We start from the raw sequence: 19,839 nt of genomic DNA on the forward strand, positions 1-19,839 counted from the left end.
CGTCCGATGAGCCGATTGACTATACGCGCAACCGTTGTCTTGTTACTTGTTATCGGAGCTGGATGCTCTTTATATCCCATATTCTATATGTTATCTACGGCGTTTCAGCCGGCAACGGTTATCCTCGAATATCCGCCTCGCTGGTGGCCCTCGGAGCCGACATGGATCCATTTCGAGGAGGCCTGGAGCAGCCAGAATTTCGGTCGGAGCCTGTTGAATAGCTTCTTTGTCACCGTTGTTTCTTTCTTAATTCTGTTTTTGTTGTCCTCCATGCTGGCGTTCTCTTATTCGCGTTTTCATTTTACGGGTCGCAAGCTTAGTTGGTCCGTCTTGATGGCATGTTTGACGATTCCCGCCATGACGCTGATCATTCCGCAGTTCGTGATGATACGGGATATGAATTTATACGATTCCTATTGGGCGTTGCTGCTTATCTATACGGCCGGGGGAATCCCCTTTACGACGTTCCTGCTCAAAGGTTTTTTCGATTCCGTTTCCCGCGAGATCGACGAGTCCGTGCTGATGGATGGCGGAAGCTCCGGATTGCTGTTCGCTCGTATCCTATTGCCGTTATCCAAACCGGCTTTCGTTCCGGCGATCATTTTTAACGTGCTCTTCATTTGGGAGGAGTTCCCTTGGGCGTTAACGGTCATTAACGATCCCGCGAAACGCACGCTTCCGGTTGCCTTGGCTAATTTCCAAGGGCAATATACGACGCAATGGGGAGTCGTGTTCGCCGGATCCTTGCTTGCCTTGCTCCCGGTGCTCGTGCTTTTCCTATTGCTGCAACGTTACTTCATTCAAGGCATGACGGAGGGCTCCGTTAAAGGCTGATTGATCCGATAAAAATAAAGAGCCGCTTATTGTCCGGAAGGGGACAAAAGGCGGCTCTTGCTCTTAAGATTGGCTCGCGATATATTCCTGAAGCTGTATGCGCTGATACAGTGGGAGCGCAGATAACATGCACCCGTATTTGAACGAGCCGTTATTGCGCTCGATTCGGACGATCTTCGCCGTCATCGGCGGAAGCGAGGACTCCTGAAGGAAATGAATGACGACGAACATGTCTTGTTCGAGCGGGAACTCCGATTCGATCTGGATGCCGTCCTCGGACAGATCGCGCAGATGGCCGATAACGGACTGTCCGCTAAAGCCTCCGTCGCCTTCCCATTGGTAGATCGACATCATAAGCGGGATATCCAGCGGCAAGCGGGCTTTCTTTCTCCGTTCCGGATTTGTCTTCTGCGCGGATATCGGCGCTGCAGGCTGGCCGATCGGCTGGCCGATCCATTTCTCGTATACCTGGGCCAATGCCGCGAGGTCCGATTCTCCATAGCCGGCTGCCTGTCCAAGCTGGAACAAGCCGTGCGCGGCTTCCAGCATCGGAGACGAAATCCCGAGCGCGTCCGTCAGTACGGTAGAAAGACGCAGATCCTTCAGCATAAGAGCGAGAGAGAACTGTACGCTGTAGTCATTCTCGATAATTTTTTTTCCTTTTAGATCGGCTTGTTTGCTCGCGGCTCCTCCGGATTGAACGATACGCAGGAAAGAGGATGCATCGATTCCGCTCTTGGCCGCGATCGCCATTCCTTCTATTAAGCCTGCGGCGTTAATCCCTACGATCGTGTTGTGGGCGAGCTTGGCGGTAGCACCGTTCCCGCTCTCTCCGACGTAGATGATTTCGCGGCCCATCGCGAGCAAAATATCTTGATGTTCCAAGATCGTCTGTTTGTCGCCGCCCGCCATGAACAGAAGCGTTCCGTCAATGGCCGCAGGCTTGCTGCCCGTAACGGGAGCGTCAATAAAATCGCAGAATCGATCCGCGATCTCCGAAGCGAGCCGTCTGGCCAGAGTCGGGGAAATCGTACTGCTATCAATAATGGTCGTTCCGGGTTTGAGTTCCTTGAGGATGCCGTTATCCCCGAAATATACCTCTTCGATCGCTTCGTCGTTGCTGATCATCGTGATGACGACGTCAACCCGCTTGGCTGCTTCCAACGGAGAAGATGCTTCGTCCGCGCCTTGTTGCACCAATTGCTCGGCTTTCCCTGGAGTGCGATTATACACGGTTACGGGGTAGCCTTTGCGCAGCAAATTGGCGACCATCGGTTCGCCCATCGTGCCTAGTCCGATAAATCCGATTGATTTCATCTGATCGTCTCCTTTTCGTCGCTATGCGCTATCCTTCTATTATCCGTTTCTTTCGCGGATTTCGGAAGGGCAACAGATGAAATGTTCAAGAAAAGTTTTGAACGGAGGCATCCCTCGGCCCCAAGAACGACAAAAAGAGCAAGAGGAGTATCCTCTGCTCTTATGCAAAACGCGACGCAGGATTAAACGAGCGGTTGTTGAATGAGGGTTGCGAAATTGAACTGGTGAACGTGACCGTCGTTTAACGTGGTGGTTCCGGTTACGAAATGAACGTGTTTACCGTTTCCTACGGGGATTGCGCGTCCTGTTCTGATTTTTCTGAGATTATGAAAATGGTTTAAGAAATCGGTATGAGTGAGAGTGATCTCGTGCACGTGACTGTTGCCCACCCGGATCGCTTGACCGGTAACGCCGGCGAAACGATGATTATGCCTGTCCGCTCCCTGTTCCGCTAATTTGGTGCTGCCTTCGAATTCATGCACATGCCTTTGAGCGGCCTGAATTTTTCTTGCTCTGAACGGCTTTATCTTTTTCAATGAACCATTCCTCCTCCTGGTTGTAACTAAGGTATAGTATTTTCGCGAAAAGAAAGTGTGCTAGGTATAATGGAAGTCTTGCAGGAGACGCATATTGTATTTTTATTCAATCTTCATCAAACCTTCATCGAACGTTGCTTGTGCCGGCCGTATTTATTCAGTATTCTATATCTAATGTGCAAAGACCGTTCGAGGTCGCGAAAGGGAGATGGATATGAGCAAAAGCATTCAGTTCGACTATTCCAAAGCGCTGCAATTCGTCGGACAACACGAGATTGACAACTTGGCACCCGCAGTTAAGCTGGCGCATGAGCAACTACATAACGGAACGGGCGCGGGATCCGATTATCTGGGCTGGATCAACCTGCCGTTCGATTACGACAAGCAAGAGTTCGCTCGCATTCAGAGCGCAGCCAAGCAAATTCAGTCCGACTCCGACGCGTTGATCGTCATCGGTATCGGCGGCTCCTACCTTGGAGCTCGCGCCGCGATCGAAATGCTGCAACACTCCTTCTACAATACTTTGTCCAAGGAACAACGCAAAACGCCGCAAATTTTCTACGCGGGCAATAACATCAGTTCTACATACGTCACTCATTTGCTGCAAGCGCTGGAAGGCAAAGACTGGTCGATCAACGTCATCTCCAAATCGGGTACGACGACGGAGCCTGCGATCGCTTTCCGCATTTTCCGCGAAGCGCTTGAAAACAAATACGGCAAAGAAGCGGCGCGCAAACGTATCTACGCGACGACCGACAAAGCGCGCGGCGCGTTGAAAGTGCTGGCGACGGAAGAGGGCTACGAAAGCTTCGTCATTCCGGACGACGTAGGCGGACGCTATTCCGTTCTGACGGCAGTCGGCTTGTTGCCGATCGCAGCGGCCGGCATCGACATCGAGTCGATGATGAAAGGCGCGCAAGACGCGGCGACTACGTACAATAATCCTAACTTGAGCGAGAACCAAGCCTATCAATATGCTGCTGTCCGCAATGCTTTGTACCGCAAAGGCAAAGCCGTGGAAATTCTCGTCAACTACGAGCCGGGCTTGCACTTCGTATCGGAATGGTGGAAACAGCTGTACGGCGAGAGCGAAGGCAAAGACTATAAAGGGATTTATCCTTCTTCCGTCGACTTCTCGACCGACCTGCACTCCATGGGACAATTCATCCAAGAGGGCAACCGGATCATCTTCGAAACGGTGCTGCAAGTGGGGAACGTGTCCGAACAAATTACAATCCAGAAAAACGAGGACGACTTGGACGGTCTGAACTTCCTTGCCGGACAAACGCTTGATTTCGTTAATAAAAAAGCATTCCTAGGAACTCTTCTCGCGCATACGGACGGTAACGTTCCTAACTTAATCGTCAACTTGCCGGATATGAGCCCTTACACGTTCGGCTACATGGTTTACTTCTTCGAGATCGCTTGCGGCGTAAGCGGCTATCTGCTCGGAGTGAATCCGTTCGACCAACCCGGCGTCGAAGCGTACAAGAAGAATATGTTCGCGCTGCTCGGCAAACCGGGCTTCGAGGAAGAGAAGAAAGCTCTGGAAGCTCGTTTGTAAGAGGTTGATCTAAACAACGGAATACCGGAAAAAGAGTGCTTCCCAGCACTCTTTTTTTGTGGTTAAATTTAGGTTATGAATTCGACCCCCGTTCGAAAAGGCGGAGTCGTCTGCGGCATGGAAATACTAGCTTAACCGGAGGGACATCATGCTTGCACGTTATGCAACGGTAAGACAGTTCGGCTCTGACGAAATCGTCATCAAGAAATCGCGCTTCATCGGACACGCTAAGCCCGTGGAGACCGAAGAAGAAGCGGTTGCTTTCATAGAAGAATTAAAAAAGAAATATTGGGACGCCACGCATAACTGTTCCGCCTATTTGATCGGGGAACGGGACCAGTACCAGAAGGCGCTGGACGACGGGGAGCCGAGCGGAACGGCGGGCAAACCGATTCTGGAAGTGATTAAAAACCGAGGGTTGAAAAACGTGGTCGTCGTCGTAACCCGTTACTTCGGCGGAATTATGCTCGGCGCGGGCGGGTTGGTGCGAGCGTATACGGACGGCGCGGTCGTCGGGATCGACGCGGCCGACCCGATCGTCAAAGTTCTGCATCGCGAAGTAAAGGTGGATGTGGATTATACCTGGTACGGCAAGCTGGAGAATGAGTTAAGGGGAAGAGGCTTCAGGGTCGGAGACGTATCTTTTACGGATCGGGTGCTCGTCACGTGCCTGCCTGAAGCCGGGGAAGCGGATCGTTTCCAAGCGTGGATCACCGATATCACGCAAGGCCAAGCGATCATCGGGCTCGGCGAAGAGCTTTACTTCATTGAGGGCGAGTAGGGTGTCGGCGATTCCGCTCAACCCTCGACCAGCTTAATGTAATACTCCCGTTGCCGCGGTCCGTCGAATTCGCAGAAGTAAATGCCCTGCCAGCGTCCGAGCAGCATTTTGCCTCCCGACACGATGATCGTCTGCGATGTTCCGGTCGTAATCGCTTTGAGGTGGGAGGCCGTGTTGCCTTCCGCATGCCTGTACTTAGGATGAGTCCACGGATACACCTCGTCCAGGCGCATCAGCACGTCTTTCTTCACGTCCGGATCGGCATTCTCGTTGATGGCGATTCCCGCGGTCGTGTGCGGGCAGTATACGACAACGAGTCCATCCCGAATCTCTTGCTTGGCTATGTGAGAGGCCACCTGCCTCGTGATGTCGATCATTTCATCGCGGTTTGCCGTTCGCAAATTTTCTTTTATCAACATAGAAAACCCCTCCTCGTCATTTCCTGATTATACCATTCGAGCTTACTCGAGTAAAAACGACAACTCACCTTCCATAAGCATTAAGAATAGGCTGTATTAGTTTTTTTGATAAAAAGGCTCTTGCCCACCCGATTTAGCATTGACGAAATAAACGGATTTCTGGTAAAGTAACAATACCGACTAATTTAATAGGAATTATATTATATTCAGCTCTCAAAGCTTCAGGAGGTACACGTCAACGTGAGTTCCATGCTACAGAGTCGCTGGTGGAGCTGGGGATTTCGCAGCGCCGTCATGCTTTATTTTATGGTATTGATCATCTTTCCTATTCTTGGTATTTATGGTCAATCATTGTCCGCCGGCTGGTCGGCGTTCGCGGAGAACATTACGGAGCCGTTAGCTTGGAAAGCCGTTTTTCTCACGGTTAAGCTGGCGCTCGTCGCCACGGCGATCAACGTCTTCGTCGGAACGATGTCCGCATGGGTTCTGATCCGTTACCGCTTTCCGGGACGGCGTCTATTGAACAGCCTTGTGGATTTGCCTTTCGCGCTGCCGACCGCGGTCGCGGGCCTTATGATTCTGTTGCTGCTCGGACCGCACAGCTTCGTAGGAGAATGGGCGGAAAAGCTTGGTTTTACGATCCTGTTCCATCAGCCGGCAATCGTTATCGCGATGGTATTCGTGACGTTTCCTTTCGTTATCCGCGCCGTACAGCCTCTCCTGGAGGAGATGGACGCGTCGGAAGAGGAAGCCGCCTACACGCTGGGCGCCACGAAAGCCGCTACCTTCTGGCAAGTTATTCTGCCGAATATGCTGCCGGGTATTTTAAGCGGCGCTATGCTCGCTTTCTCGAGAGCGTTGGCGGAATTCGGGGCGGTCGTACTCGTAGCCGGCAATATCCCGGGCAAAACGTTAATCGCTTCGGTCTATATTTTCGGAGAAATCGAAAGCGACAACACCATCGGAGCAACCGCGGTCAGCGTCTTGCTGCTCACTTTTTCATTCCTTATTCTATGGACGGTTAACTACGTGCAGATGAGGAGGAAGAACGGATGAGACGCTTATGGATCGGTTTGACCGTTGCGATATTCGGATTGTTGCTTATCGTACCGGTAGTGCGAATTGCTATGGGTGCGTTCAATGAGGGCTGGAGCGGATTCGCGAATGGGATGTCCAGACCGGAAACGCTGCATGCTTTATATATGACGCTTCTGATCGTCGTTATCGTTACCCTCGTGAACACGATTTTCGGCGTGATGATGTCCCTCTACCTCGTAAGAGCGTCTTGGTTAGGACAACGTATTAAACAACTGCTTAATAGTATCGTCGATTTACCTTTCGCGGTGTCTCCCGTTATCGGGGGATTGATGATCGTCTTGCTGCTCGGGCCGGAGACGGCTCTGGGAGCCCTCTTTAACAAAGCAGGGGTAGACATCGTATATGCGCTGCCGGGGATGATAATCGCGACTTTATTCGTTACCTTCCCATTGATCGTTCGCGAAGTAATGCCCGTGCTTCAGGAAATCGGAAGCGCGCAGGAAGAAGCGGCATCCACGCTCGGAGCGAACGCATGGACTACGTTCTGGAGAGTGACTTGGCCTTCCATTCAATGGAGCGTCGTATATGGCGTCGTGCTTACGGTAGCCAGGGCGCTCGGAGAATTCGGCGCGGTGCTCGTCGTATCCGGCAATATTCTGTTCAAGACTCAAACGGCAACGACTCTTGTCTATCAAGACGTCGAGAACTTTAATCTTACCGCGGCGAATTCTATCGCGTTAGTGTTGGCAGCAGGTTCGGTAACGCTATTGTTGCTCATGGAATGGGCCAAATCGAGAAGGGGAGTGCATTAAGATGCATATCGAAGTCAGCGGATTAAACAAGAAATTCGGCGATTTTCAAGCAGTCTCGAATGTGAACTTCGAGATTGAGAAAGGTCAGTTGATCGGCTTGTTAGGTCCGAGCGGCGGCGGCAAAACCTCGATCCTTCGCATGCTTGCCGGCTTGGAATCCGTTGACGAGGGAGATATTTTGTTTCACGGCAAACGGGTGAACGATCTTCCTCCCCAAGAGAGAGGCATCGGGTTCGTCTTTCAGAACTATGCGCTGTTCAAGCATATGTCCGTCGCGGAGAATATCGCATTCGGACTAGAAGTGAAGAAGTGGTCGAAGCCGAAGATCAAAGCCCGCGTGGCCGAGCTCGTCGAATTAACGGGGTTGTCCGGTTTCGAGAAACGTTATCCTCATCAGTTGTCCGGAGGACAGCGCCAACGCGTCGCTTTCGCGAGAGCTCTGGCTCCCGAGCCGCAGCTGTTGTTGCTTGACGAGCCTTTTGCGGCTATCGACGCGAAGATCCGTCACGAATTGCGTTCTTGGCTGCGCGATATGATCGACCGATTGGGCATTACCTCTATCTTCGTTACGCATGACCAAGACGAAGCGATCGAAGTAGCCGACCAAATCATGATCATTAACAAAGGGCGCCTAGAGCAAAAAGGAACCCCTTGGGAAATTTATAAAAATCCGGAATCTCCGTTCGTCGCCAGCTTCATCGGAGAATCGACGATCGTGGATGACGTGTCGTCCCTGCGCGGATTCGGAGACGCATCCGACTGGCCTGGAACGAAAGCCCTGATTCGGCCGGAATACGTGGAAGTGGGCAAACCGTCGGATTTCGAGCTGCTGTCCGCCACGGCCAAGGGCAGCGTCCGCCACGTTCATTTCCGCGGAAGCGAGTGGCTGGTAGAGGTGGAAGTGGGTTCCACCCGCCTAGTCACTTACCGTTCGCTGGAGAAGGAAATTCTTCATCCGGGCGACGAGGTTCAAGTGCTGATTCATCGCGCTTACTTATTCAACGATAACGATAGCTGGGTTATGGAGAACAAATTGAAGGAAGATCCATTGCCGGTGCATATTTAAGTTTGGGTGGGAGCCTACGAAGGCACCTCGGGAGGACAGCAATGAAGACGGGTAACCGTAATGCAAAGCTAAGCCGTAAAATGGGATTATCATCTTTGCTCATTCTCTTATTCTTATCGTTCGCCATCTCCGGTTGCGGCGGGTCGGATCAACCGTCCGCGGTTACAGGCGAGAATCCGGTCGCTGCTTCGGGCGACGTTACGCTAGTGGTTGGCGCTTATTCCGTTGCCAAAGACGCTCTTCAGGATATTATGCCGGCATTCAAAGCGGAATGGAAAGCGAAAACCGGCCAGAACGTCGTATTCCAAGAATCGTATGAAGCTTCAGGGACGCAAGCGCGCTCCATCATCGGAGGCTTCGAAGCCGACGTGACGTTGCTCGCTCTCGAAGGAGATATGGAAAAGCTGGTGAAGGCCGAGCTTGTGTCTCCCGAATGGAAGCAAACATCGTCTAAGGGCATGGTGACGCGTTCGATCGTCGTTCTGGGGACGAGGGCAGGCAACCCCCTTGGTATCAAGGATTTCGAGGATTTGACGAAAACTGGCGTGAAGGTGCTCTATCCGAATCCGAAAACGTCGGGCGGAGCGCAATGGGACATTAACGCGATCTATGGGGCGGGCTTGAAGAAGTCCGAGGCGGTAACGGGGGCTAAGGATGCCGCGGCAGCCAAAAAGTTTCTTGAGGACGTTCACCGGAACATCGAATCCATGGACAAAAGCGGTCGTGCCTCGATGGCGGCATTCGAATACGGAGTCGGCGACGTTATCGTAACTTACGAGAACGAACTGCTCGCGAGAATCGCGCAAGGAGTCGAATACGATATCGTCGTCCCTTCGAGCACGATCTTGATCGAGAACCCGGCGGCGGTCGTCGATCGCAACGCGGATCGCCACGGCGTGCGCGAAGCGGCGGATGCCTTCGTTAAGTATTTATATTCCAATGAAGCGCAGAAGCTATTCGCCGAACATGGTTTCCGTCCCGTTAACGACGAGATCGCCGCCGGAATGCAAGAGCGTTTCCCCCGACCGCCCGAGTTATTCACGATTGACTATCTTGGCGGATGGGACGAAGTAAGGGAGACCTTGTATTCCAAGAAGGGAATCTGGTATCAAGTATTAGCCGGACAATAACAGGCGAGGAAATAAATCGGTAAAAAACAGCCGATGCGGGAATGCTATGCTCCGCACGACTGTTTTTTTTGTTATAATTATTGATTAGGACAAGTATTAGGGAGGACTCACCTTGATCAAACCAACTAGCGTTCGAATTATGCTCTTTATTCTCTATTTTAAAATCATAATGCTTGGCATGGGAGTCGTGTCCCTTTTTAATTCGGACTTAGGCGAAATTTCCGCTAACAACTTATTGATTTTGATTGCTTTATTGGTCTTGGGTGTGGTATCGATGGTCATCATGGTTTTAATGATTAACAGAAGGAAGCTCATGCCTACGATCCTGATTTCATTTGCCGTTCTTTTATTATCCATGTTTTTCAATCTAATTCAGGTTATGTTGTCGTTCATTCTTATTTTAATGTTGGTCTTAAGAACGACTCGCGGTTATTTCCGAGGAGAGAACGTTCAACCTGCCCGCGTTAGCGGACAGGCGTCGGAAGTCATTGACGTGGAAGCAGACGAGGCCGCGCAAGCGGCTCTTGAGGAACCCGAGGACGCCCCGGCAAAGCCGTCGCCACTGCTTAGAAAAGACCCGGAAGTGACGATTCGCGAAGCGACTCCGGAAGACGCGGACACCGTGTACACCCTAATGATGCTCGCTTTCGAAGAGTATCGTACGGCAATTCCGCCGTCTAGCGCATTGGAAGAGACCGAAGAATCGATCTTGAAGGCACTTCAGGAGCAAAGCGAGTCCGCTGCCATCCTGTACGAAGACGATACGGCTTCGGCGATGGTCCGATATAAGATTATCGACGATGCCATTTACTTCTTCCGCTTATCCGTCGTGCCGAATCGCCGCAGAAGAGGTTACGCTAGACAACTGGTGAAGTGGATCGAAAAACAAGGGATTTCCCAAGGGCTTAACATCAGCCGGTGCAGAGTAAGGCAATCCGTTCAGAATAACCTGGTGCTCTATCAGAACATGGGCTACGAGATCGTGGACCAGGAGCTGATCGTGCGTACCGAAGGAACGGTTAAAGCGTTAACGCTGGAGAAGAAGCTTGGGGTGTAACGTACGATAAAATAGTTAAAGAGCGGTGAGCAGAAGAAGCCTTTCTGCCACCATTTTTTTTTGCCGGGATTATTGGAGCAACGAATCGGATTTTTGTATGGTGAATAGCCGGAACATTCGTTTAGAATGAAGTCGAATAGCAGGGATGGGATATCCCTCCTGAGAGGATGACGATAACATGGGTCAAACTGCGTTTCGCAAACTTTGGTATTCCCGCCCGGCGGCGGACTGGGAGAAGGAATCTCTTCCGGTCGGAAACGGCAGGCTGGGAGCTATGATATTCGGCGGTCTTGGCGAAGATCGGATCCTATTGAACGAGGACACGCTGTGGTCTGGAGAGCCGGTCGATAAGACGAATCCAGCGGCGTCGACCGCGATTGACGAGGTTCGCCGTCTCGTATTCGCAGGCGAGTATCGCTTGGCGCAAAATTTGCTTGAGCAAGAGATGTTCGGTCCTTGGAATCAATCTTATCTTCCGATGGCCGATTTGGTGATGACTTGGAGGGACGACGGATCTGTCTATTCTTATACGAGAGAGTTGGATTTGAATACGGCTGTCGCCAAAGTAAGTTATATACGCGATGGAATAAAATTCGTGCGCGAAGTTTTCTGCTCTGCGCCCGATCAAGCGTTGGTCATTAAGCTCGGATCGGATCGTCCGGGCTCCATTTCTCTTAAGATCGGCTTGGATAGCCAACTTCAACATGAATCCGTCATGACCGAATTTACGGATTCGGGTCCGTGTTTAACGCTTAGAGGACGGGCACCGGTACATGTCGCGCCGAATTACGTTTCCGAACCGGAACCAATTATTTATAAAGATGGCAAAGGGATGACCTTCCAGGTTCAAGCGGTCATCGAAGCCGTCGGGGGGACAGTGACCGCCAAAGATCAACAATTCCTAATCGAGTCCGCAGACGAGGTTCTACTGAAACTGGCGGCTGCGACGAGTTTTAACGGATTCGATCAAGATCCCGCGGGCAATGGACAAGACCCGTCGGCACTATGCGCATCGGCGTTATCCGCGCTATCCGATCTAACTTATGAGCAGCTTCTTGCTTCTCATCTGGCGGATTACCGGAGCTTGTTCCATCGTGTTGACTTGAAGCTGGGCAATGGGGATGAAGAAGCGTCAAAGACACCTACGGACGAGCGATTGCTGAAAGTTAGAGAAGGCGCCGAGGATCCGGCATTGACGGCACTGTATTTCGATTATGGCCGCTACCTGCTGATCGCTAGCTCCAGAGCCGGAAGCCAGCCCGCTAATCTGCAGGGGATATGGAATCCACGGGTGAGGGCGTCATGGAGCAGCAACTGGACGACGAACATCAATGTCCAAATGAATTACTGGCTGGCGGAAAGCTGCAATCTTAGCGAATGCCATGAACCGCTGTTCGACCTGATCGATGGTTTGCGAGTAACGGGAGAACGCGCCGCCGAAGTCAACTACGGTTGTCGAGGATGGACGGTTAATCATAACGTGGATCTTTGGAGATCCGCGACGGCCGTAGGCTTGAATGCCAAATGGGCTTATTGGCCGATGGGAGCGGCGTGGCTATGCTGGCACTTGTGGAATCGTTACGAATATTCGTTGGACAAGGTATTCTTGTCGGAGCGTGCGTATCCCGCTCTGAAGGGAGCGGCCGAGTTTTGTTTGGATTGGCTGGCAGAGGGGCCGGACGGATACTTGGTTACCTGTCCTTCGACTTCCCCGGAAAATGATTTCATTACCGTGCAGGGAGAGAAGTGCAGCGTTTCCTACGGTTCAACGATGGATATGTCCCTCATTCGAGAGCTGTTCCGCCATTGTATAGAAGCGGGCGAAATCTTGCAGACGGATTCGAAATTCCGAGACGAGCTAACCGCAAGCTTAGATAGATTTCCTCCGTACCGGACAGGCCAATTCGGTCAATTGCTGGAATGGTGCGAGGATTTTCAAGAGGAAGACCCGGGCCATCGGCATCTCTCCCATCTCTATGGTTTACATCCGGGCGACCAGTTCGTAGCGGGTCGCGACGATACATGGGTCGAGGCGTGCAGTGTATCGTTAAATCGCCGGTTGTCTTCGGGAGGAGGACATACGGGCTGGAGCTGCGCATGGATCATAAATTTGTTGGCCCGATTGGAGGATGGCGAGAGAGCCCACGATTATGTCATGACTCTATTGCGGCGTTCCACGTACGACAATCTATGGGATGCGCATCCGCCGTTCCAGATAGACGGCAATTTCGGAGGAGCGGCCGGAATCGCGGAGATGTTGCTGCAGAGCCATGCGGGAGAGCTCCGGTTGCTGCCCGCGTTGCCGAGGGCATGGCCGGAAGGCAGCGTAAAGGGATTGAAGGGACGCGGAGGCTGGACTGTTGATATCCGATGGGTTGATGGTAAGCTAGAGAAAGCCTTATTCCATACTCCGATTTCGCAACAATGCCGCTTGCGCATAACGTATCCGGTATCGATAACTTGCCAAGGCATGTCTATTCAAACTATTCATTCTAATGACGGTACATTTACGTGGGCCGCCGAAGCGGGACAAACTTACATCATACGTATAGACTAACCAAGGGGTGAACCGTCATGACGGAACAACGGATGAGCCTGCGTAACGTCGGCATATTCGCCCATGTCGATGCAGGCAAAACGACGACAACGGAGCAGATTTTGTACCGTAGCGGACGAATTCGCTCTCTCGGAAACGTGGACGACGGAACCGCCCAGACGGATTGGCTCGAGGTCGAGCGTACCCGCGGTATTTCCGTGAGGTCTGCGGTGACGAGATTCCAATGGAAGGATGTCCAAGTCAATCTGGTAGACACGCCGGGACACGTCGATTTTCTGTCCGAGGTGGAGCGTTCGCTGAGGGTGATGGACGGCGCGGTCCTCATCGTATCCGCAGTTGAAGGCGTTCAGGCCCAGACGGAAGTGATTTGGCAGGCCTTGCGGGACTTGGGCATACCGACGATTATTTACCTTAACAAAATGGACCGCATCGGAGCAGAACCGGATAGAGTCGTTGGCGAGATTCATAGGCTCTTATCCGCCGGAGCGGTTCCGATTCAAGCCTTCGACGGAGTCGAAGGCGAGTTCTCCGGTTCTACCGATCTATTAACGGGGGATGACAAGTCGTCCCTACGAACGACAGAAGATCGAAGGCGCTTGGCGGAGAAAATCGCGGAAATGGATGACGCGCTTCTCGAGCTTTACTTCGAACGAGGTGAGCTTGCCGATACGGATCTGATCCCCGTATTACGGAATAGCATACGGGAGGCTAACCTGTTCCCGGTATTATTCGGAGCATCCAATCGCGGCATCGGAGTCGAACGATTGATGGATGCCATCGTCGATCTGCTGCCGCCTCCGGCGGGCGACGAGAGTTCTCCTTTGTCGGGCGTCGTATTTAAGCTGGACAAAGATCCCGTGATGGGGAGATTGGCTTATGTCCGACTATACGGCGGGGCATTGCGCAATCGGGATACGGTGCGTAACCATGCGCTCGAGATTGACGAGAAAGTCACGCAAATCCGCAAGATGGACGGGCAACGGAGCGAAGATATCGGCATTCTGAAGGCCGGGGACATCGCAGTAGTCTGCGGATGGAGCAGGGTGAGGATCGGGGATATCATCGGCGACCGGGCAGGCGTTCCCGGGGAGAGGCGAATCGCGGAGCCTCTGTTAACCGTTCAAGCGAATTGGCGCAACGAAGCGGAATATCCCGCTGTCGTGGCGGCGTTCCAGGAGCTCGCGGACGAAGATCCTCACCTGGACGTGCAATGGCTGCAAGAGGACAGGGAGCTTCATCTGAGAGTCATGGGGCCGATCCAGGTCGAAGTGCTAGGTCATATGCTAATGAACCGATACGGGCTTGAGGTTACGTTCGGAGCGCCGTCCGTCATTTATAAGGAAACGCCCGTGAGCAAGGCGGAAGGTTTCGTCGCGTATACGATGCCTAAGCCGTGCTGGGCCATTCTGCGGTTCGTCATCGAGCCGGATACGAGAGGCAACGGCTTGTCGTATCGCTCCATCGTAAGAACCGAAAACTTGTTGGAACGGTATCAGAACGAGGTAGCGAGAAGGGTGCCGGAAGCGCTCGAACAAGGGCTGCGCGGCTGGCCGGTGACCGATCTGAAGGTGACGCTGGCGGAAGGCGAGCACCACGTATGGCACACGCATCCTTTGGATTTCGTCGTGGCGACGCCGATGGGAATCATGGACGGGCTCGCGAACGCCAAGACGAAGCTGCTGGAACCGATGCTTCGATTCCGGTTGTCGACTCCGGAAGAGTACGGCGGCAAAATCATGAGCGAGCTTGTCGTCATGCGCGGGGAGTTCGACACGCCGAAGGTCCGCCAAGGCCGTATGGAAATCGAAGGCCGTTTGCCTGTCGCGACCTCGCTGGATTTTCCGGCTCGGCTAGGGTCGATGACCAAAGGCAGAGGCATGCTGACGACGTTCTTCGACGGTTATCAAGACGCTCCTTCCGACGTCAACGCGGAGAGGACAAGACGCGGCGTTAACCCGCTGGATACGTCCAAGTATATCCTTGCGACGCGCAGCGCGCTTACCTGAACGATAACAAAGAGCTTCGCGCCTATACGGGCGCGAAGCTCTTTGTTCAATAAGTTATGCGTTCAGAACGAACTTCTCCAGCACGTGTTTGACGCCGTCGTCGTTGTTGCTGAGCGTGATGAAGTCCGCGATTTCCTTCAGCGCGGGAACGGCATTCGCCATCGCAACGCCAAGGCCGGCGGCTTGAACCATCTCGTGGTCGTTCATCGCGTCCCCTATGGCGATCGTCTCTTCTATCGGAATGCCGTAGTGAGCGGCGAGAAACCGCAACGCATGGCCTTTCGTGCCTTCGGGATGCATGAACTCCAGATAGTTCGGCTTCGATTTCGTCAAATGAACTTTGGAGCCGAACTTTGCCTTTAATTCCGGAAGCAGGGCGTCCAGCTTCGCCGGCTCGTCGATGATAAGCAGCTTCGTTTGTTTCTCGTTCGAGATAATACGGACGAAATCCGGTTCGATCGTATAAGGAATGTTGGATTGCTTGGCGTAGCCTTTGATTTTATCGTTATCTTCGGGTACGTACAGTTTGTCGGCGATGTAGCTTTGGAGATGCAAGCCATGGGCTTGGCAATATTCGTACAGTTCTCCGGCTACATCGACGGGGACGGAACGCTCGTACAAAATTTCCTCGTCAAGCAAGTTTTTAATCAACGAACCCTGATAGGTGATGATAGGGACGTTCAGCCCGACTTGGCGGGCGATTTTCTGAGCGGAATCGAACATTCTTCCCGTCGCGATCGTCAGGTGCGCACCTTGGGCAATCGCTTCGGTCATCGCTTGGCGAGTCGCGTCGGACACCGTCAGCTCGTCCGTTAAAAGCGTATCGTCGAGATCCATGGCAATGAGGCGGTATGGCATCGGTTTCTCCCTTTCTGTCTCTCTTTATTATCGTACCATTGTAACTCATATCGGCTTTATCGAAAAGACGGGCAAACATGCTATAATGATGGGGAAAATCGGATGAAAGAAGGATGAACTGACGATGAAACGCATACGATGGGGAATTCTCGGCTGCGCGGCGATTGCGGATCGGGCCGTCATTCCGGCGATTCAGGCCTCGCTAACCGGCGAGCTGATCGGCATTGCCAGCCGGGACGAGAACAAAGCGAAGGCGAAGGCGGAGCAATTCAACATTCCGAAATCTTATGGAAGCTATGAAGCCATGTTGGCCGATCCGGAAATCGACGCCATCTATATCCCGCTTCCGAACCACATGCACAAAGAGTGGACGATTGCCGCGGCGAACACCGGTAAACATATTTTGTGCGAAAAACCGCTAGCGTTGAACGCGGCGGAAGCCCAAGAGATGGTAGATTACTGCAAGGAAGCGGGAGTTCATCTTGCCGAAGCGTTCATGTACCGGCATCATCCTCGTATCGCGAGAGTGAAGGAAATCATCGCAAGCGGCGAAATCGGAGAGCTAAGGGCCATTCGCGGCGTGTTTACATACAACGGAGCGGAGAGCAAGGGAGACATTCGCCATGTGAAGGCTTGGGGCGGCGGAGGGCTGTACGACGTAGGCGTCTATCCGTTAAGCGCGGCACGTTTGATCATGGGAATCGAACCGGAAGCGGTGACGGTGCGCGCCTTGTTTTCCCCGGAACACGGGGACGTTGACATGATGGCCTCCGGTTTGGTCGAATTTCCGGGTAACGTAGCGTTGACCTTCGATTGCGGAATGTGGGCGGCTTTCCGTAACGAGCTCGAGATCGTAGGAACGGCGGGGACGATCACTCTCAAACCGTCTTTCCTGCCCTCTAAGGAAAATGACGATATTACGATCCAAGTAGGGGACGCAATCCGCAAGGAAGGTCCATACGGCGTGGATGCCTACGTCGCGCAATCCGATCAATTCGCTCGCGTTGTGTGGGGAGAGGAAGCGCCTGCTTATCCCGCGCAGGACGCGGTAGCTAGCATGAAGCTGGTCGACGCTTGCATAGAGTCGGCTCGGTCACGACGGAGGATTGTTCTGTAACCTATTATTAACAACGGCCGTTTCCCGGAAAACTACCGGGGGCGGTCGTTTGGTTTTTTTCGCTTCGTCCGTGCAACATCGCAAGCCGCTCTTTCGTTGTATGAGATAGACTACACAGCATACAGGGGGAGTTACCATGAAGAAATCCCAAGACCGCATCAAATTAGGCCTATCGGCGCTAATCATAAGCCTGGCGCTCACCGCTTGCGGAGACAAAAGCACCGGCTCGGAGAGTCCTTCCGTTTCGCCGTCCCCTACGTCCGCTTCGACGCCCGCGCCGACGGAGACTTCCTCCTCTACGCCAAGCAAGGAGTCCGACGAGTTGATCCTGAAGCAATTCCGGGATTTGGCGCTGGCTAGCCCGCCGACCGATGAGTTGCTGGCATCGTTCAAACAATCGATCGCAGAGATTCAGCCTGCGCAAGCGGATGAACTCATTCGCGAGATGGAAGCTTATTATAAGAAAAATTTGCCGGAAGCCGAGAAAAAATTCGAAGCGGCTAACGTTCAGGAAGAGCTTATGAAGTTGGAATGGCCGATTACGGACGAACAAATTCAAGCGATCAAGGGCGATTCCGTTCGGGAGCTTGCGCAGCAAACGATAGCGGGCGGGTATAAGCTCGAGACCGCGGAAGGCTTTGTTTTTCCGGTAATCGATTATGGCCAATTGGTAGCCTATGGAGATAAACTGACGATTTCGATGAAAGCCTACTTGGATATTATGGCCGCCGAATCCGATAAGGCAACGGCAAAGGATGCCGGGTTGGCGATTACGTGGGATGAGTTGGCATCGCGGACGCTGGCGGCGGAAAGCTACGTAGTGACGTTCCCGGATACGCCGGAAAGAGCTTCCGTCGAGCAAACCTATTTGAACTATTTGAATATGTATTTGATCGGTCTCAACAACACGCCGATCTTCGACTACGATACGTTCGTTATTTTGCCTGAAGTGAAGAATCAGTATGAGCAGATGGCTGCTTCGCACGCGGGCACGGTTACAGGCCAACTGACCAAAGAAATGCTGGCCCGTCTGAACGATTCGAACGGCGCGGTATTCGCCAAAAACAAAAACGGGGAGCAAACGGACATCCCCGCGTTGAAGCAATTCCGCGATAAAATCGAGTCCGCGGCGCGTTCCAAGCTGCCGCCGAGTAAAAATTAAATAAAGACACGCCAAAATCACATAAACGGTTATGCAGGATTTAAGACGTCCCTAGCGAAATTTATAGTATGGAAATCGTTTTCTGTATTTAACATCGTGGAGGGATTACATTGGCAAGAATAGATTTTCCGAAGGATTTCGTGTGGGGTACGGCAACGGCTTCGTACCAGATTGAAGGCGCTTGGCAAGAGGATGGACGCGGTCCGTCTATCTGGGATACGTTCTCCAAGACCCCTGGCAAAGTGTTCAATAACGATAACGGGGACGTCGCTTGCGACAGCTACCACCGTTACGAAGAGGACGTAGCCTTGCTGAAGAAGCTGGGCGTGAAAGCTTACCGCTTCTCTATCGCATGGCCCCGTATTTTCCCGCAAGGAACGGGAGAAGTCAATGCGAAGGGGTTGGAATATTACCACAAAGTCGTAGATGCCTTGATCGCAGCGGGCATCGAGCCTTGCGTGACGCTATATCACTGGGATTTGCCGCAAGCGCTGCAGGATAAAGGCGGCTGGGACAATCGCGATACGATCGATGCTTTCGTGAAATATTCGGAAGTCGTGTTCAAAGCGTTCAACGGTAAAATCAAGCAATGGATCACGTTCAACGAAACGTGGTGCGTCTCGTTCTTGTCCAACTATATCGGTGCGCATGCGCCGGGCAATACGGATCTTCAATTGGCGGTTAACGTAGCTCACCACTGCATGGTTGCCCATGGAGAAGCGGTCAAGAAATTCCGCGAGCTCGGCATTCAAGGAGAAATCGGCACGACGCATAATCTGTACTGGTTCGAGCCGTACTCCACTTCCCCGGAAGACGTCGCGGCCGCTCACCGCAATCGCGCGTACAACAACGAGTGGTTTATGGAGCCGACTTTCAAAGGCACGTACCCGCAATTCATGGTGGATTGGTTCAAGACCAAAGGAGCGACGGTTCCTATTCTGCCTGGCGACATGGAGACGATCTCGCAAAAAATCGACTTCATCGGCGTTAACTTCTACAGCGGCGGTTTCGGACGCTACAAGAAAGGCGAAGGCCTGTTCGATTGCGAAGAAGTGCAAATCGGCTTCGATAGAACGTATATGGATTGGAACGTATACGCGGACGGATTGTACAAAGTTCTCTCTTGGGCGCACGAAGAATACGGCGATACGCCGATCTACATTACGGAGAACGGCGCATGTTACGAAGATGCGCTTACGGCGGACAATCGGGTTCACGACGTTCTGCGCACGGAATACTACCGCAAACATTTTATCCAATGCCATCGTTTGATCGAGTCCGGCGTGCCGCTTAAAGGCTACTTCGCTTGGTCGCTGCTCGACAACTTCGAATGGGCGGAAGGATACCGCAAACGTTTCGGAATCGTGTACACGAACTACCAAACGCTTGAACGCCATCCGAAAGACAGCTACTACTTCATCCAAGACGTTATCAAGAACTACGGTTTCGAAGTCTAAAAAAATGCATGCATGATGAGCCGGGGTGCGCGAGCATTCCGGCTTTTTTATGTGAAGGCGGCGGAGATGGAGAGTACATGTAAACACGCACGCGTTCACGGATAGGTTAGGTTTCTTCCTAGGACGTT

The 19,839-nt window shown here is 52.6% G+C and carries 17 protein-coding genes and 1 pseudogene; 13 read left to right on the plus strand and 5 right to left on the minus strand.

Going from position 1 to position 19,839, the window contains the following annotated elements; genetic code table 11:
* Positions 1–6 precede the first annotated feature (6 nt).
* On the plus strand, positions 7–834 hold the full coding sequence (locus tag FPL14_RS21135; protein WP_182299614.1) for a carbohydrate ABC transporter permease: 828 nt from the start codon (positions 7–9) through the stop codon (positions 832–834).
* Positions 835–897: 63 nt separating this feature from the next.
* Here the strand turns inward: FPL14_RS21135 and FPL14_RS30060 are convergent, their stop codons facing one another.
* From FPL14_RS30060 to FPL14_RS21145, 3 genes and pseudogenes are all read right to left on the minus strand, one after another.
* A complete protein-coding gene (locus FPL14_RS30060; RefSeq protein WP_267875443.1) occupies positions 898–1,287 on the minus strand; it encodes a PilZ domain-containing protein in 390 nt (129 codons plus the stop codon).
* Positions 1,267–2,151 (minus strand): annotated as a pseudogene (locus FPL14_RS21140) (NAD(P)-dependent oxidoreductase); the annotation flags it as partial. The gene FPL14_RS30060 and the pseudogene FPL14_RS21140, both read right to left, overlap by 21 nt.
* 182 nt (positions 2,152–2,333) lie before the next feature.
* Positions 2,334–2,687, minus strand: a complete 354-nt coding sequence (locus FPL14_RS21145; protein WP_182299616.1) for a YmaF family protein — start codon at positions 2,685–2,687, stop codon at positions 2,334–2,336.
* Between the two features lie 214 nt (positions 2,688–2,901).
* Here FPL14_RS21145 and FPL14_RS21150 point away from each other — a divergent pair, with 214 nt between their 5' ends.
* Positions 2,902–4,251 (plus strand): glucose-6-phosphate isomerase, encoded by a 1,350-nt coding sequence (locus FPL14_RS21150; protein WP_182299617.1) that lies wholly within the window; start codon positions 2,902–2,904, stop codon positions 4,249–4,251.
* A 148-nt stretch (positions 4,252–4,399) separates the two neighbouring features.
* Positions 4,400–5,032, plus strand: coding sequence for a YigZ family protein (locus FPL14_RS21155; RefSeq protein ID WP_182299618.1), 633 nt, complete (start codon positions 4,400–4,402; stop codon positions 5,030–5,032).
* Between the two features lie 17 nt (positions 5,033–5,049).
* On the opposite strand, the gene FPL14_RS21160 is transcribed toward FPL14_RS21155, so the two are convergent.
* Complete coding sequence (locus FPL14_RS21160) at positions 5,050–5,451, minus strand: secondary thiamine-phosphate synthase enzyme YjbQ (RefSeq protein ID WP_182299619.1); 402 nt, start codon at positions 5,449–5,451, stop codon at positions 5,050–5,052.
* 249 nt (positions 5,452–5,700) lie between these two features.
* Here FPL14_RS21160 and cysT point away from each other — a divergent pair, with 249 nt between their 5' ends.
* The 7 genes from cysT (at position 5,701) to FPL14_RS21195 (ending at position 15,117) form a co-directional block, all read left to right on the plus strand.
* On the plus strand, positions 5,701–6,507 hold the full coding sequence (gene cysT, locus FPL14_RS21165) for a sulfate ABC transporter permease subunit CysT (RefSeq protein ID WP_407644678.1): 807 nt from the start codon (positions 5,701–5,703) through the stop codon (positions 6,505–6,507).
* The gene (locus tag FPL14_RS21170) at positions 6,504–7,301 is read left to right on the plus strand and encodes a sulfate ABC transporter permease subunit (RefSeq protein WP_182299621.1); all 798 of its coding nucleotides are present in this window, start codon (positions 6,504–6,506) and stop codon (positions 7,299–7,301) included. Before cysT ends, FPL14_RS21170 begins: the two co-directional genes overlap by 4 nt.
* A 1-nt stretch (position 7,302) precedes the next feature.
* Entirely contained in the window at positions 7,303–8,367 is a 1,065-nt protein-coding gene (locus FPL14_RS21175) for a sulfate/molybdate ABC transporter ATP-binding protein (RefSeq protein WP_182299622.1), read from the plus strand.
* A 41-nt stretch (positions 8,368–8,408) separates the two neighbouring features.
* On the plus strand, positions 8,409–9,497 hold the full coding sequence (locus FPL14_RS21180) for a sulfate ABC transporter substrate-binding protein (protein WP_182299623.1): 1,089 nt from the start codon (positions 8,409–8,411) through the stop codon (positions 9,495–9,497).
* A gap of 112 nt (positions 9,498–9,609) precedes the next feature.
* Complete coding sequence (locus FPL14_RS21185) at positions 9,610–10,554, plus strand: GNAT family N-acetyltransferase (protein WP_182299624.1); 945 nt, start codon at positions 9,610–9,612, stop codon at positions 10,552–10,554.
* A 178-nt stretch (positions 10,555–10,732) separates the two neighbouring features.
* Positions 10,733–13,111: a glycoside hydrolase family 95 protein gene (locus tag FPL14_RS21190; protein WP_182299625.1), complete on the plus strand. Its 2,379-nt coding sequence runs from the start codon at positions 10,733–10,735 to the stop codon at positions 13,109–13,111.
* A 17-nt stretch (positions 13,112–13,128) separates the two neighbouring features.
* Complete coding sequence (locus FPL14_RS21195; protein ID WP_182299626.1) at positions 13,129–15,117, plus strand: GTP-binding protein; 1,989 nt, start codon at positions 13,129–13,131, stop codon at positions 15,115–15,117.
* 54 nt (positions 15,118–15,171) lie between these two features.
* On the opposite strand, the gene FPL14_RS21200 is transcribed toward FPL14_RS21195, so the two are convergent.
* Positions 15,172–15,975, minus strand: coding sequence for a Cof-type HAD-IIB family hydrolase (locus FPL14_RS21200; RefSeq protein WP_182299627.1), 804 nt, complete (start codon positions 15,973–15,975; stop codon positions 15,172–15,174).
* Positions 15,976–16,099: 124 nt separating this feature from the next.
* Between FPL14_RS21200 and FPL14_RS21205 the strand changes: the two genes are divergently transcribed.
* From FPL14_RS21205 to FPL14_RS21215, 3 genes are all read left to right on the plus strand, one after another.
* Complete coding sequence (locus tag FPL14_RS21205; protein WP_182299628.1) at positions 16,100–17,092, plus strand: Gfo/Idh/MocA family protein; 993 nt, start codon at positions 16,100–16,102, stop codon at positions 17,090–17,092.
* Positions 17,093–17,228: 136 nt separating this feature from the next.
* Positions 17,229–18,254, plus strand: a complete 1,026-nt coding sequence (locus FPL14_RS21210; protein WP_182299629.1) for an adenine nucleotide alpha hydrolase family protein — start codon at positions 17,229–17,231, stop codon at positions 18,252–18,254.
* Positions 18,255–18,364: 110 nt separating this feature from the next.
* Positions 18,365–19,711 carry a GH1 family beta-glucosidase gene (locus tag FPL14_RS21215; RefSeq protein ID WP_182299630.1) on the plus strand — a complete coding sequence of 449 codons (1,347 nt, stop codon included), beginning with the start codon at positions 18,365–18,367 and terminating at the stop codon, positions 19,709–19,711.
* Positions 19,712–19,839 lie beyond the last annotated feature (128 nt).

Origin of the sequence: Cohnella cholangitidis (genome assembly GCF_014107495.1) — a bacterium.
In the GTDB taxonomy this organism is placed as follows: domain Bacteria; phylum Bacillota; class Bacilli; order Paenibacillales; family Paenibacillaceae; genus Cohnella; species Cohnella cholangitidis.